We start from the raw sequence: 16,028 nt of genomic DNA, 5'->3' as shown, positions 1-16,028 counted from the left end.
CCATACCTTCCTTTTCCATAGAAATATCTATCATTAAATGAAGCTTAAATCCTGTTGTAATCCTGCTGTCTGCTCGGCAATTTCACTTTTATGGCGCTTCAGGATGCGGAGTATTTCCTGCTGTTTTTCTGGCGTAGAACGGTAAATCGGCAGGCTGACACTGATGGCCATCGTCTGGTCTGCCACCTGGATGGGAATGGAAATACATTCAATATCCTTATTTACTTCCCCATTTTCCAGCGCATATCCCTGTTTACGGATCGTATGCAGCTGACTCAGAAGTTCATCGACCGTGCGCACGGTCTGTTCCGTATACTGTTGCAGTACAGGCGGGCAGATACGGCGTACTTCTTCGTCTGTATAGCAACTGAGAAGGCTTTTTCCCAGACTCGTGGCATAGGCAGCCAGCGTCGCCCCTACAGATGAACTGACCCGGATAGCCTGCTGAGGTTCCATTTTAGCAATGTACAGGACATTCATCCCTTCCAAAACACCGAGCTGACAAATTTCATTACAAGCCGTAACGATTTCTTCCATATGTGCTTTGACAATATCGAGGCAGCTCAGTGTGCGGGTGTATGCATATCCCAAACGGAAACAGCTTTTGCCTAGTGTAAAAAGCGAATGCTGGCATTGCAGATATCCTTTTGCTACGAGAGTCATGACAATGGGGTGCAAGGTACCTTTAGAAATTCCCGTCTGCCGGGATAACTCTGTAAAGGATATCCCATTTTCATGACTATACGCCGTTTCCAGAATATCCAGAACGCGGACAGTCGGATTATGTAACTTTTCCTCTTCCATATCTCCCCTCCTTTTGTTCGAATACACAACATTAGTTCGTATATTCTAACTTCAGGTATAGAATATCATAGCCACAGCGTAAAGTCAATGAAATCACCTTAACCTGCAAATTACGCATGCAGAACCTGACTACCATGCAATATAGGAATTAAAAAAGCTGCTGCACCAAACAGTGCAGCAGCTCTGAAGTGAAGGACGGTTTAGTCTTCGTCGTATGTGAAAATTTTTCCTGGATTCAAAATCAGATTCGGGTCCAGTGCCTTCTTGATGGCCTTCATCATATCGAGAGAAACCGGATCGGTAAATTTCTTCATTTCATTGATTTTCCGCAGACCGATGCCATGTTCACCAGAGAGGCATCCGCCCAGGCTGTAAACCAGTGTATACAATTCGTTGTGATATTTAGGAATGACTTCATTCCACTGTTCCATAGGCATGTCCATTTTCAGGGCATTGACATGGATATTGCCATCACCGATATGGGCAGATGTAGTCGTAGCAATGCCATATTTCTTTTCAATAGCCGGAATCTGGGCCATGAGATCGGCAATTTTATCGACAGGAACGACGATATCTTCGGCAAGCCAGATCTGGCTGTCATTGCGGGCCGCTTCCCCGATATTATATCGTGCGCCCCAGATACGGTCGTCCGCAACCAATGTTTCAACGGAACCGTTCTTTTCGCATATTTCATCAGCCGTAGCCACACGGTTGTCCAGGTCGTCCTGATCATAGGAATCAATAGTAATAATGATATAGTTCCCATTATCTTTAGAATGAGGAAGGGTCATATTCATGAATCGTTCTTCACTCTGAATCCCTTTATTGTCCAGGAATTCAATAGCTGTCGGCTGAACACCAGCCATAAGGAGCTGGTTCGGTACAGCCAGGGCTTTTGTTTCATCCGTAAAGATGGCAACCATATCAAAGTGATACGGAGCGATAGGACGGAGTTTCAGGCATAATTTAGTAATGATTCCCAACGTGCCTTCACTGCCGCAGATGAGTTTTTCCAGAGCATACCCGGTCGTATTTTTCTGCAGTCGCTTGCCTACCTGGGTAATTTCACCTGTCGGCGTTACGATTTCAGCCCAGTACACCTGATCGCGGGTCGTCCCGTATTTTACGACGCGGCTGCCGCCGGCATTAGTAGCCACGTTGCCACCGATTTCACTGGACGCTTTTGAGCTGGGATCTCCGGCGTAATACAAGCCAGCTTCTTTAGCGGCAGACTGTACGGCCGTCGTAACGGCGCCTGCTTCTACGATCATATACAGTGCTTCTTTATTGACTTCAATGATTTTATTCATTTTTTCCAGGCAGAGAACAATTCCATTATAAACAGGAATTGCCTGGCAGGCAAGGCTGCTGCCACCGCCACGTGGTGTTACAGGAACCATGTATTCGTTGGCCAGCTTCATAATAGCCGCTACCTGTTCCGTCGTTTCCGGGAAAACTACCACTTCCGGCGTGTGGAAATAGGCCGGATTGGTTTCTTCGTCCGTCTTATAAACATCCAGTTTTTCCGGATCTGTCGTCATGTTGTGTTTTCCAAGTAAATCAAGCAGTTTCTGAATCAGTTCAGGTGTTACTTTGTTGTATTTAGGCATAAGTCAGCCCTCCCCGTTTAAAATAGAACGATTAGCAAATCATCCTTTCCTACAAAACGATACATGTCACAGTATATTATACCCCTTGTGATATATATCATTGGATACTAACATGTTAGTTTATTATGATTTATTTGTCAATATAGTATGAAAATAAAGCATTAACTACTAATGTGCCATGAAAACTAGTCACACTATTCATAAAAAAAGCTCTTGCACTCAATGCGCAAGAACTTTTCTTTCACCAGGGAATACATGCATATAAAATACCAATGCCAATTGCCGGAAACATATTGGAAACGCGTATTTTTTTATCAAATGCCAAATTTAATCCAACACAAAAGATCATAACAGACCCGGTTAAAACTATATTAGATAGAACAGCAGCCGATGCAGACGCTTTAAACCACATTCCCAACAGCGTAATCAGTCCTTGTATGATTCCCATCGGGATAGCTGCAAACAAGCAGCCTTTTCCATTGGGAATTGTAATCACCATGATAGTTAAAAAATCAATCACCGTTTTAGTAATCAGCAGGGAACTGTCTCCATAAATACTTTCGGATAACGGTCCCATAACGGCCAACGATCCGATACTGACCATCAAGGATGCCGATACAAAGGCATTGATAAATCGTGCATCATCACTATTTCCACTATGTGCCCTGAGCCATGATCCTAATTTCAGGACCCGGCCTTCAATGTCAATCAATTCTCCCAAAAAACTACCGGCGGACATACAGACAAGCAAAGTTACGGCTCCCGTCGATACCAGCCGCCCGTCTTTAAAGACCAGCATTTCTGCCAGAACACCCGCTGCACCAATAAAAACAAGGCAGATGCCACAGGCAGTCATAACCATTTGTCTATAAGCATCAGAAATCCGATTTCCAATGGTTAAGCCCAGACCACCACCAACAATTATGCCCGCCATATTTAATAACGTTCCAATTCCAACCACGTTTTCTCCCCCATTTATTTTGATAATCTGGAATTATACACTGATTTTCAAAAATAAACCAGGAATATATTCACTTCTATATTGAATTTTTTCTTTTTACTGCAAAGGCTCTATGATTTTTCTTTTAGCTTGTTCTGTGGAAGGACATCGCTAGGAGAACAATCATAAAATTTCCTAAATACGGTGCTAAAATAACTGGCATCCTTAAAACCTATTTTACAAGCCACTTCTGTGATGGTAAACTTGCCACTGCTCAAAAGTTCTCTGGCCTTTTTCATCCTCACTTCTGTCAGATACGGAACAAATCGTTTCCCTGTATATTTTTTGAAAACACGGCAAAAATACCCTTTACTCACGAAATATTCTTTTGTCACCTGATCTAAGGTCAGTTCCTTATCATAATTGGCTTCAATATAGTCCATGACAGATTCGACGAGCTTATCTGCATTATTTTGAACAGAAACCATGTCATATGTAAGTATATCAACCAGATTATTGACATAGTTCAGTGCTTCCTGTGCACTAAGGGCATTGTTAATATCATATATATATTTCTTTTTAGCCCGTCCTGCTTCTTCATCAGTAAGTACATTCCGACCGTATTTATCCAGCAAATCACATCCAAATTTAATGATATTGACTATGAACAAATTACGTGGATATTCTAATTGCTGCATTTCCTTGAAAATATCATATATAAATTTTTTTCCTGCCGGCAGTTCATTGTTAAGTAAAAATTGCTGAAATTGTTCATACGTCTGTGACAGGTCTGCTTTTGAATTTTCGCGTTTCTCTTTGAGTGTACACGTCCCCAGAATAGAAAAACGCCGAAGCTGCCAAAACAGGCCTATATAACACGTTTCTACGGCTTTTTTATAGGTCTGACTAAGTGTGTCTTCATGATGCATATAAACTACGGCAGATAAAAACACATCATAATCACTTTCATATTTTTTAATAGAAGCCTGCAGCATGCCCCGGATCTGACTATTCCAGCAATCGAAGATAAAGACCAGCAAATCACCTTTTGCAATGATAACGGCATACTCGCCCAGTTGCCGGAACGCACCGTGATGAATCCGCACGGGAATACCCGTTCCATCTTCTTTATTATGCCATCCTCCTACAGCACATACAGCTATAGGCGTAAACGTATTGCGATGTGACAGGGCGCGCAGCAATGGTAACACTTTTTCGTCATTACTTCTGATTCGTAATAACTCTACCAGCTGTTCCTTTATAACAACAGGATATTGTTCTTCCAATTTCTTTTCTACTCGTTCCAAATGAGTTTTATCTATTCTCATTTTTAAAGCCTGACCAATACCGGCCTTCAATGTCCTGATCAAATCATGTGGCTTAATTGGTTTGACTAAATAGTCCGTGACCCGTGCATGCATCGCCCGGTGTGCATATTCAAATTCCTTGTATGCCGTCAAAATATAAATAAAGGTATCCGGGTTCGATTCCCGTATTTTTTCAGCCACATCCAGCCCATTAATTTCAGGCATATTAATATCCAACATAACAAATTCTGGATGATATATTTGTACTAACCGTAAAGCCTCTTTCCCATTACTTGCGGTGCCACAAACATGTAACGGCAGGTGATTTTTTTCTATAACTGCTTTTATATACTGAAATACCAACTGTTCATCATCGGCTATCACGAGATTATACATCCCATCACCCCCTCGTTTATCACTATGATTTGGGAATTTTTAATGTCGCCAGCGTTCCCTTATGCGGCAACGGTTCCAACAATAATGTAAAATTCCCTTTAAAAAACAACTTCAGTCTTAAATAGATATTTTTCAAACCTATACCACTGAGGTGTATCTTAATATCATCGGTCTCGGGCAGCTTCCGGACCATTTCAGAGATTTCAGGTGAAATACCACATCCGTTATCTTCTACTTGCAAAAGGATATAATCTCCTTCTATATCCCCTGATATAATGAGTTTCCCCGGATAATCAATATTTTGAAAGCCGTGTAAGATAGCATTTTCTACCATTACCATAAGACTCATCAACGGAATCCTGACTCCCATGATTTTTGGATTCACATGAATTTCTGCCTTAAATTTATTGGGGAACCGTGTGTTTTGAATATACAAATAATCCCGTATATAATTGAGTTCTTCCTGAATGGTTACTTGTGCTTCTTCTTTACCCAGGCTAAGACGCAGCAGATTAGATAATGCATAAGTCAGCGACGCTACTGTGTCCGCACCTTCCAGATAAGCCTGCTGTGCAATCGTATTTAATGTGTTAAATAAAAAATGTACATTTATCTGGGATTCCAGGAATTTCAATTGCGTCTTATTCAATAACTCTTCCAACCGGCTTTGTGCTTCCCGTTCACGGTTTAAATTATTTTTGTAAGTTTTTAATTCATCTTCTCTTTGTGAATTCAGAAACAGATCAATTAAATTATTAGTCAGTAATGATAAATCTCTAGCTATAGAGATAAGGTGATTGGGAGATAATAGAGGCAGGGCATTATACGCAACCTGCATTGTACCTTCCATGGTATGTAATAATTCATGGTCGAGAATATCCGATAGTCTGCCAAAACCACAAATAAGATATCCTAAAGGAACGCCTTTTACAAGAACGGGAATCTGGTTGACCGCCACGCCAAAATGACACTGGAATGTACCTAATTGCGGTTGCTGCATATCCTTATGCAATAGACAATTTCCCTCTTGATGATTTATGCAATACTTACATAAATCAGGAAGGTCCTTCTGGCTGCCATATACCTGTCCCGTAGGATACAATAGGAAACATTTCATATGCACTAAATCGGCAAAGTTAGAGATAAGCTGATTCAGATTCAGCTTTTTTGCCATGATGTCAATGTCAATATGTTCTAAATATTCACTTTCCTCCAGTGGTTTTGTTATATCTGAATAGATAATACTGATAAAGGAAGCGGGTTCATCAGTTGTATTGACAAAACGATGATTGCAATCACTGCTGATATGGCCGATTTTTCCCTTTGTCAGTACAATCTCACGATCATTACACCAATGAACACAGCGGCCACTTATACCAATAATAATTTCATGATAACCAAAATGGCCATGAAACGGCTGTCCCTTACGCGGATAAATGGTTGCCACAGAAACAATGGGCTGATTTTTTGTCCTGTCCGGTTCAAGCTGGAGCCAATGTTGTTCCCCCCAGTCCCGGACAACATCGCGTATAACATCGACGCCATAAAAATCTTTAATATAATTTATGGTTTTCCTTGTCATAGTTACTCTCCTGACAAAACTTTTCCTTTACAACGTATAAAAATCCCGTGGGTTCCGGCAGTCAAATTTTCAATCCAACCAGCCATTCTCCATTATCAAAATCATATTATATGTAATATCAATTGTATCAGTTTAATGACAAATTTCAAGACATAAAACCCGATTAACGATAGGAGGCCGATACATCTCAACTCTTTCTATGAGAGAAATGTATAGGATTGTCATCTAAAAACAAAAGACCCAGAGGGACAAGCAGAAGTACTGCTCATCATTCTGGGCCTTTTATTATCATATTTGCCTTATTTTATTTAGAATCTGCCAAGAATTGCACGGGAAATAACAAGGCGCTGAATCTGGTTCGTGCCTTCGTAAATCTGTGTAATCTTAGCATCACGCAGATACCGTTCTACCGGATATTCCCGTGTATAGCCGTAACCGCCAAGGACCTGTACAGCATCCAAAGCCACTTTTACAGCCGTATCGGATGCCATTGTCTTAGCCATAGCGGCTTCTTTTGCGAATGGTTTGCCAGCATCTTTTAATTCAGCTGCATGACGTACCAGCTGGCGGGACGCTTCAATCTGGATAGCCATATCGGCAAGCATAAAGCTGATAGCCTGCTGTTTAGCGATAGGTTTGCCAAACTGAATACGAACCTTGGAATATTCCAGAGCGGCTTCATAAGCGGCCTGCGCAATACCAACAGCCTGGGAAGCAATACCAATGCGTGCGCCATCAAGGACAGCCATTGCACCGGAGAAGCCTTTGCCTTCAACACCGAGAAGATTTTCTTTCGGAATCCGGCAATCCTGGAATACCAGTTCGCGTGTAGCCGAAGCACGGATACCCAGTTTGTGTTCCTTTTTGCCAAAGGTAAAGCCCGGTGTTCCTTTTTCTACGATGAAAGCGGAAATCCCTTTTGTACCTTTGCTTTTATCTGTACTTGCGAGGACCGTGTAAACTTCTGCTTCACCACCGTTACTGATAAAGCATTTGCTGCCATTCAATACATATTCATCGCCATCAAGAACAGCGGTTGTCTGTACGCCAGCCGCATCAGAACCGGCATTTGGTTCTGTAAGAGCAAAGGCACCGACTTTTTTACCCGTAGCAAGATCGGGAATATATTTTTTCTTCTGTTCTTCTGTGCCGTTCATGAGAATCGGCATAATGCCTGTTGAAGTATGAATTGCCATGATGCCACCCATAGCAGCATCTGCTTTTGCAATTTCTTCGATAGCTGCAACGTACGTTACCGTGTCCGTTTCAGCGCCACCAAGACTTTCCGGTACAGGCATTCCCATAAGGCCTAATTCAGCCATTTTGTGAATATCATCCCAAGGAAATTCTTCTGTTTCATCATAATGTGCTGCATTAGGAGCTATTTCCTTTTTAGCAAAATCTGCTACGACTTTAATCAAATCTGCCTGTTCTTCATTCAAAAATGACATATTCAAACCTCCATAAATGTAAATCTAAATGTATGTTATGGAAAAGAAAAAACAGTATTACTGTTTTTTCTTCATAACCATGACTACCGCTTTGCCGTCTACGACGACTTCATCACGCTGGTTCTTGATAACCGTATGCATGACAATCCTGCGTTTTGCATCAATTTTTTCAACAACTTCAGCCGTAGCTGTAATCGTATCGCCAATTTTTACAGGTTTTACGAATTTCACTTCCTGTGATAAATACAGTCCATTCCGGCCGGGAATACCACAGCCGACAAGCGTCGAAATAAAGGATGCAGTCAGCATGCCATGGCAAATCCGTTCGCCAAACATGCTGTCCTTGGCATAAACAGGATTCACATGGAGCGGGTTAAAATCACCGATGATACCTGCAAAGTTTACAACATCGGCTTCACTGATCATTTTTGTAATACTAGCAGTTTCGCCCAATTCAATGTCTTCATAGGCTCTTTCTGCTACAAATTCTCTATGCATTACCATGAGATTCACTCCTTATTTTACTCTGATAAAATGGTTAGTCCTTAAATACGGCACCTTCCATAGCGGATGTTACCAGTTTGGAATACCGGTCGAGATAACTGCCCTTCTGCAGATAATCCTGTTCCGGACGTTTCCAGGCAGCCTTGCGGCGCTGAAGTTCTTCTTCCGGCACGTGCAATTCTACGCGGCGTGTATTCAAATCGATTTCAATCATATCGCCTTCTTCTACGAGGGCAATAGGACCGCCTTCTGCCGCTTCAGGAGATACATGTCCTACACAAGCCCCGGAAGTAGCACCGGAGAAACGGCCATCCGTAACAAGGCCTACTTCTTTAGAAAGGCCCATCCCAACGATAGCTGCTGTAGCAGTCAGCATTTCACGCATACCCGGACCGCCTTTCGGACCTTCATAGCGGACGACGACGACGTCCCCCGGATTAATCTGGCCGCCATAAATAGCTTTAACGGCTTCTTCTTCCTGATTGAACACGCGGGCAGGACCCTGATGATGCATCATTTCAGGAGCAACGGCAGCTTTTTTACATACGGCGCCTGCAGGAGCCAGGCTTCCATAGAGAACTTCCAGACCACCGGTCTTGGAGTACGCATGATCAATATTGCGGATTACCGTGTCATCAATGACTTTTCCATCGGCAATATTTTCTTTCATCGTTTCCGTCGTTACGGTCATGCAGTCACCATGGATCAGGCCGAGATCATCCAATTCTTTCATCACAGCTTTTACACCACCGGCATAATGGAAATCAGCCGGATAGCATCCATTAGTTGCTGGTCTGATTTTGACAAGATGAGGAACCTTTTCTGCCAGTTCATTGAATGTATTAATATCAAAATCAATGCCTGCCGCATGGGCCAGTGCAGTCAGATGAAGTACCGTATTGGTAGAGCCGCCGATTGCCATATCGAGAGTAATGGCATTTTCAATAGCTTCTTTCGTAACAATCTGACGAGGCAGGATATTCTTTTTAAGAAGTTCCATGATTTTCATGCCCGTCCGTTTAGCCAGTGCCAGACGCTGGCCAGTTGCGGCCAGATTATCCGAACCAGGCAGGCACATGCCCAGGGCTTCGGTCATATAATTCATCGTATTGCCTGTACCAAGCAGATTACATGCGCCGCATCCCGGAAGGGCTACCTGTTCACGGCGGGACAATTCTTCCCGGGTGATGATACCGCGGACGACATCGCCCTGATCGGCCATCAAATCTGTATAATTGATTTTTTTGCCATCAATGCATCCGGTTGCCATCGTACCACCGCTGATCAGAATAGCCGGTACGTTCAGCCGTACTGCAGCCAGGAGCATCCCCGGAGTAATTTTATCACAGTTAGAAATCATGACCATTGCATCGTACTGATGAGCGTTCATCATGCATTCAACAGAATCAGCAATGAGTTCACGGCTGGCCAGTGGGTAATGCATACCAAAATGACCTTGGGCAATACCGTCACAAATAGCAATGGTCGGAAATTCTACCGGCGTACCTCCTGCAGCAATAATACCTTCCTTGACAGCTTTGGCAATCGTATCCAGATGAACATGTCCCGGCATGGATTCGTTCTGGGTATTTACAACTGCTACGATCGGTTTTTCCAAGTCTTCCGGAAGGAAGCCCATGGAATAATACAGAGCACGATGGGTAGCCCGTTCAATGCCTTTTGTCGTAATTTCGCTTCTCATTTTTTTTACAAGTCTCCTTTAAATGATAAATTTCACATACTTAATCATTTCCTAGTACTCACGGAACCAATACCTCTTGCATATAGAAAATTGCATGTCTCACATCTGATTTCTGAATACCTTTGTTAAAAGGATACCATGTTATCTGTTTTTTTCTCCATAATATCTTGACTTCTACTTTAATTTTATTGCTCTGTTAGAAATTAGGATAGCACCGGCGGCTACGTTAATCGTAAAACAAAGGATATACTGGATACCTTATTCTTCGACTGTAAATATTTTCCCTGGGTTCAATATGTTTTTGGGGTCGAATACTTTCTTTATTGCCCGCATATACTGAAGCGGAACTTCCGGGGTAAACATTTCCATTTCCCTGATTTTTTTAGAACCGATGCCGTGTTCGCCCGAAAGACGTCCTCCTAACTGGTATACATACCCATAGAGATCTGCATGGAAATCATCCAGTTTGCTGTTCCATACTTCATCGGGAGTGTCGCACTGCATGGCATGGACATGGATATTTCCATCACCGATATGAGCTGCTGTCATCGTGCGAATTCCGTATGCCGCCTCCAATTCCGTCAATTTTTTCATCAGATCACTGATTTTATCAACAGGAACGACAATATCTTCCGCATAGAAGACAAGACTTTCAATACGGGTAGCTTCTGCAATATCTCTTCTTGCTCTCCAGATACGGTCCTGATCCGCCATAAGCATGTCTACCACACCGACAGTATCGCAGATGTCTGCTATTTTTTCCATTTTTTCGTCCGCTTCATCTGCCGTAAGCCCATCGATAGTAATAATGACATACGTTACCCCCTTTTCATCGGCGTGAGGGAGATCGATTTCCAGATTCTTTTTGCACAAACGGATACAATTCGTATCCATAAGTTCCAACGAAATAGGATTAATGCCGGCTTTCAATATTTTATTTGGCAATTTCAAAGCCTTATCTACATCATTAAAAATAGCCAGCATGTCAATGGTATTTTGTGGTAAGGCCTGTAATTTTAGCGTCGCTTCTGTAACGATAGCCAGCGTTCCTTCAGAGCCAATAATCAGTTGTTCCAATGCATAGCCTGTACTCTGTTTTTTTAACCGGGCGCCTACATCCATGATTTCTCCCTGGGCTGTAACGCAACGGAGCGAATATACCTGATTCCGCGTCGTACCAAAGCGGACAGCTTTATTTCCACCGGCATTTGTAGAAATATTGCCACCGATTTCACAACCGGCATCGGTACTACAGGGATCTCCGGCATATAAAAGTCCATGTGCTTTAGCCGCATTCTGGATTTCCAACGTGGGAGTCCCGGCCTGCACGCGGACATAGAGATTTTCCGGGTCCAGTTCAAGAATTTTATTCATGCGGTCAAAAACCAGAACGATACCACCACGGACAGGAATTGCTCCACCGGCAAGACCGGTACCACCGCTGCGCGGCGTAACAGGGATGCATTTTTCATTCGCCAGCTTCATGATTTCCGCAACTTGTTCTGTCGTTTCCGGATATACTACGGCTTCCGGCATGTGCTGAAAGATTACATTTTCTTCCTGGTCCGTTTTATACGCTACTAATTTATCGGGATTATTCGATGCAAAACGGTCTCCTACAATGTGTTTCAAAGCTTTCATTATTTCATCGGTTACGGGATTGTATTGAGTCATAATTAGCTCCTATCTGTATTTTAGATTTTTATCATGTGTTTTAATCATACATTTTGTCTAAAAAAAGCAGAATTCGTCCCTGCCGGAGAAAGGGAGAAACGAAAATACCGGCAGGAACTACAATCTGCAATGCAATCGTCATCTAATCAGAGTATACTCTCTGCAGATGTGACAGAACTATATTTATTTATTATTTAACTGCCAATCGAAAGCTTCTTTTGTGCGTACGTAGCTTTCGTAACGGTCTTTAGCGTCTTTTTCAGTCTTCTTGTACAACGCTTCGGCCTGATCGGGATCCACCTTCTGCAGAGAAGCAAACCGCACTTCACCCATAAGGAAATCACGGAAATTGGCTTTCGGTTCTTTGGAATCCAGGCTGAATGGATTCTTGCCCTGATCCAGAAGATCCGGATTATAGCGGTACAGCTGCCAATATCCGGCATCGACGGCACGTTTCTGTTCCAGCTGGCTGCTGCCCTGACCGGCTTTCAAACCGTGGTTAATGCACGGTGCATATCCGATGATGATAGAAGGACCGTTATATGCTTCTGCTTCTGTGATAGCCTTCATAAACTGATTCGGATCAGCACCCATGGCAACCTGGGCTACATAGATGTAACCATAGCTCATGCACATCATGCCGAGGTCTTTCTTCTTCGTGCGTTTCCCCATGGTTGCAAATTTGCCTACGGCTGCCGTCGGCGTAGCTTTGGACGGCTGACCACCTGTATTAGAATATACTTCCGTATCGAAAATAAACACATTGACATTTTCATCCAGTGCCAGGACATGATCCAGGCCACCGTAGCCAATATCGTAAGCCCAGCCGTCACCGCCAAAGATCCAGGTGCTGCGCTTAATCAGATACTGTTTCATGCTGTAAACGCGTTCCAGTTCAAACTTGCCATCTTTTTCTTTTTCCAGTGCTGCGATGACGGCATCAGAACGTTTCCGCGTACCTTCGGCTACTTCCATATTGTCTTCCCAATCCTGCAGGATAGCGCGAAGTTCCGGAGAAGCCACTTCTTTGGCATCATCAACGTATCCTTTCAGGAGTTCCCTGTTGCTGCGGTCACCGAGGAAGAAACCGAAGCCATATTCGGCATTATCTTCAAAGAGGGAATTTCCCCATGCAGGACCATGGCCCTGCTGGTTCATCTTATAGCCCTGTGTCGGCGCGCTGCCGCCCCAAACGTTGGAACAGCCGTGGGCATTGGCAATAATCATGCGGTCACCATAAAGCTGTGTAATGACTTTAGCGTACGGTGTTTCAGCACAACCAGCACAAGCCCCGGTAAATTCGAGATAGGGCATTTCAAACTGTGAACCTTTGACAGTCTTCTTATCCATGAAGTTCTGTTTCTGCGGAAGATCAACCAGATAATCCCAAAGCTTGGCTTTATATTCTTCATCATCGAAATTGGCCATTTCCAGTGCACCAGCCGGGCAGACTTTCACGCAGGATGTACAGCCCAGGCAGTCTTTTACTGAAACAGCAATGGTGAAGTTATATTCTTTCGCACCTAACGTTTCTTTATAGGTCAATCCTTCTGGAGCTTTTTCAGCTTCTTCCGCCGTTATCAGGAATGGACGGATAGCTGCATGCGGGCATACGAAGGAACATTTATTACACTGAACGCACTTTGTCACATCCCATTTAGGAACAAAGACGGACGCACCGCGTTTTTCTTCTTTCGCTGTGTCCAGAGGATATGTGCCATCTTCCCAGCCATCATAAATGGAAACGGGGAACGTGTCGCCCTGGAGGGCTTCCATCGGAGCAGCAAATTGTTCAAAGAATTTGCTATGTTTTATTGGTTCTGCCGGAGCATCTACAGCATCTGCCCAGGAAGCGGGATAATCCACAGGAACAATAGCTTTAACACCAGCATCGATAGCCGCCCAGTTCATGTCAACAACATGCTGACCTTTTTTGCCATACGAAGTAACGACAGAATCTTTTAACTTGCTGATAGCCAGATCCAGAGGAATGACGTTCGCCAATTTAAAGAATGCCGACTGCATAACCATATTGATACGGCCGCCCAGACCAATCTTACGGGCAATCCCAACCGCGTCGAGAATATAGAATTTCACATGATTCCGGGCAATGCTGCGTTTTAAAGAGGCCGGTAACTTTTCTTCCAATTCGTCTTTAGACCAGGTGCAATTCAGAAGGAAGGTACCACCATCTTTAATGCCCTGAAGCAAATCGAAATTATGAACATACGATTGACGATGGCATGCGATAAAATCAGCCTGGTGAACCAGATACGGCATACGGATCGGTTCTTTACCAAAGCGGAGATGGGATACAGTGACACCACCAGATTTTTTCGAGTCATAAGCAAAATATCCCTGAGCGTACAGATCGGTATTATCGCCAATAATCTTAATAGCCGATTTATTAGCTCCGACCGTGCCGTCAGAACCGAATCCCCAGAATTTGCAGGCATGTAATCCTTCCTGTCCCAGATTCAGATCACTCGTGCGTTCGAGCGAAAGGTTCGTAACATCATCCACGATGCCGACGACAAAGTGATTTTTCGGAGTTTCTTTTGCAAGATTATCAAATACAGCTACGACATCAGCCGGCAAATATTCTTTTCCGCCCAGGCCAAAACGTCCGGCATATACCTGCGGTGCATTGGCAGCCGTTGCAAAGCTGGCAGCTACGCTAAGGTATACAGGATCACCGTTAGCACCCGGTTCTTTCGAACGATCGAGGACGGCAATACGTTTGACCGTTTCCGGCAAAGCAGCCAGGAAATGTTTTTCCGACCACGGACGGAATAAATGAATATTGACACAGCCAACTTTACGACCCTGGGAAACGAGACGGCGTACAGCTTCTTCTGTAACTTCTGCCCCACTGCCCATGATAACAATGACATCTTCAGCATCGGGCGCGCCGGTATAATTAAAGAGATGATATTCGCGGCCAGTGATTTCCTGTACCTTTTTCATATATTCTTCTACCATATCGGGAATGACATCGTAGAATTTATTACGCGATTCAAGATGCTGCATATAAATGTCACCGGTTTCACAGGCGCCACGCCAAACCGGATTATCCGGATTTAAAGCGCGCTGACGGAAGGCAAGCAGTGCATCTTTATCAAGGAATTTTTCCAAATCTTTGTAATCAATGACTTCAATTTTCTGGATTTCATGAGACGTACGGAAGCCGTCAAAGAAGTTCATAAAAGGAACCCGGCTGGAAATGGCAGCAGCATGAGCTACGGCAGACAAATCCATGACTTCCTGTACGCTCGATTCAGCCAGCATGGCAATGCCCGTGCTGCGTGTGGTCATGACATCATTGTGTTCCGCAAAAATAGTCAGTGCATGCGAAGCAACTGTACGAGATGCGACATGGAAAACCCCGGGGAGCAATTCACCAGCAATTTTAAACATGCTCGGAATCATCAGCATCAGGCCCTGGGAAGACGTAAACGTATTAGCCAGTGCCCCGCACTGTAATGCACCATGCATAGCAGCTACGGCACCGCCTTCAGACTGCATTTCCTGCATTTTAACAGTATGACCGAATAAATTTTTTCGGCCCTGCGCAGCCCATTCGTCAATGTGTTCCGCCATCGGGGACGATGGTGTGATAGGGAATACAGATGCTACTTCTGTGAATGCATATGCCACATACGCAGCCGCCGTATTGCCATCCATAGTCTTAAACACTTTTTCCATTCTATTGACACCTCTCCTAAAAAAATAATGCAGAATCCCTTCTGTAATCTGCAAATCTCATCATCATTGGATGGGATTTAATTTATCTTGTATAAGCATACTACAAACCATATTCGTTTCGTTTGCAATTTTTTGACATACATGTTAGTATTATTACCTTTTTATCAGTTATAAAATATAACAGCAATCCCTGCTTTTCTGATTACAAAAAGCAGGGATTGCGTATAGACATATGTCCATCAATAATTAGTCTAATTTGCTAGCATCTTCATGAGCTTTATCAAAGTTTACTTTGCCCTGATAACGGTTGTTCATGTAGAAGCACATGATACCGCCAATCAGTACGGATACAC

Annotated in this window: 10 protein-coding genes; all 10 read right to left on the bottom strand. The window is 43.5% G+C overall.

What is annotated here, in order from left to right:
* Nucleotides 1-33 precede the first annotated feature (33 nt).
* The 10 genes from B4H10_RS02485 to nifJ all read right to left on the bottom strand — a co-directional run bounded on the left by B4H10_RS02485 (nt 34) and on the right by nifJ (nt 15,675).
* Nucleotides 34-804: an IclR family transcriptional regulator gene (locus B4H10_RS02485; RefSeq protein WP_059076364.1), complete on the bottom strand. Its 771-nt coding sequence runs from the start codon at nt 802-804 to the stop codon at nt 34-36.
* A 200-nt stretch (nt 805-1,004) separates the two neighbouring features.
* The gene (locus B4H10_RS02480; RefSeq protein WP_059076363.1) at nt 1,005-2,414 is read right to left on the bottom strand and encodes an FAD-binding oxidoreductase; all 1,410 of its coding nucleotides are present in this window, start codon (nt 2,412-2,414) and stop codon (nt 1,005-1,007) included.
* A 241-nt stretch (nt 2,415-2,655) separates the two neighbouring features.
* The gene (locus tag B4H10_RS02475) at nt 2,656-3,375 is read right to left on the bottom strand and encodes a DUF554 family protein (RefSeq protein ID WP_072235726.1); all 720 of its coding nucleotides are present in this window, start codon (nt 3,373-3,375) and stop codon (nt 2,656-2,658) included.
* 110 nt (nt 3,376-3,485) lie between these two features.
* Nucleotides 3,486-5,057 (bottom strand): response regulator transcription factor, encoded by a 1,572-nt coding sequence (locus B4H10_RS02470; protein ID WP_059076361.1) that lies wholly within the window; start codon nt 5,055-5,057, stop codon nt 3,486-3,488.
* Between the two features lie 22 nt (nt 5,058-5,079).
* Entirely contained in the window at nt 5,080-6,639 is a 1,560-nt protein-coding gene (locus B4H10_RS02465) for a histidine kinase (protein ID WP_059076360.1), read from the bottom strand.
* 308 nt (nt 6,640-6,947) lie between these two features.
* Nucleotides 6,948-8,090, bottom strand: coding sequence for an acyl-CoA dehydrogenase (locus tag B4H10_RS02460; RefSeq protein ID WP_059076359.1), 1,143 nt, complete (start codon nt 8,088-8,090; stop codon nt 6,948-6,950).
* A 57-nt stretch (nt 8,091-8,147) separates the two neighbouring features.
* Complete coding sequence (locus B4H10_RS02455) at nt 8,148-8,594, bottom strand: MaoC family dehydratase (protein WP_236699654.1); 447 nt, start codon at nt 8,592-8,594, stop codon at nt 8,148-8,150.
* Nucleotides 8,595-8,628: 34 nt separating this feature from the next.
* A complete protein-coding gene (ilvD, locus tag B4H10_RS02450; protein ID WP_292018116.1) occupies nt 8,629-10,296 on the bottom strand; it encodes a dihydroxy-acid dehydratase in 1,668 nt (555 codons plus the stop codon).
* A gap of 258 nt (nt 10,297-10,554) precedes the next feature.
* Entirely contained in the window at nt 10,555-11,970 is a 1,416-nt protein-coding gene (locus B4H10_RS02445) for an FAD-binding oxidoreductase (RefSeq protein WP_059076357.1), read from the bottom strand.
* Between the two features lie 183 nt (nt 11,971-12,153).
* Nucleotides 12,154-15,675 (bottom strand): pyruvate:ferredoxin (flavodoxin) oxidoreductase, encoded by a 3,522-nt coding sequence (gene nifJ / locus B4H10_RS02440; RefSeq protein ID WP_292018115.1) that lies wholly within the window; start codon nt 15,673-15,675, stop codon nt 12,154-12,156.
* Between the last annotated feature and the right edge of the window lie 353 nt (nt 15,676-16,028).

Source organism: Megasphaera sp. UBA4382, assembly GCF_002391155.1.
GTDB classification, from domain to species: domain Bacteria; phylum Bacillota; class Negativicutes; order Veillonellales; family Megasphaeraceae; genus Megasphaera; species Megasphaera hexanoica.
Note: the sequence above shows the minus strand (reverse complement) of the source record. Positions and strands in the feature narration are given on the sequence as shown.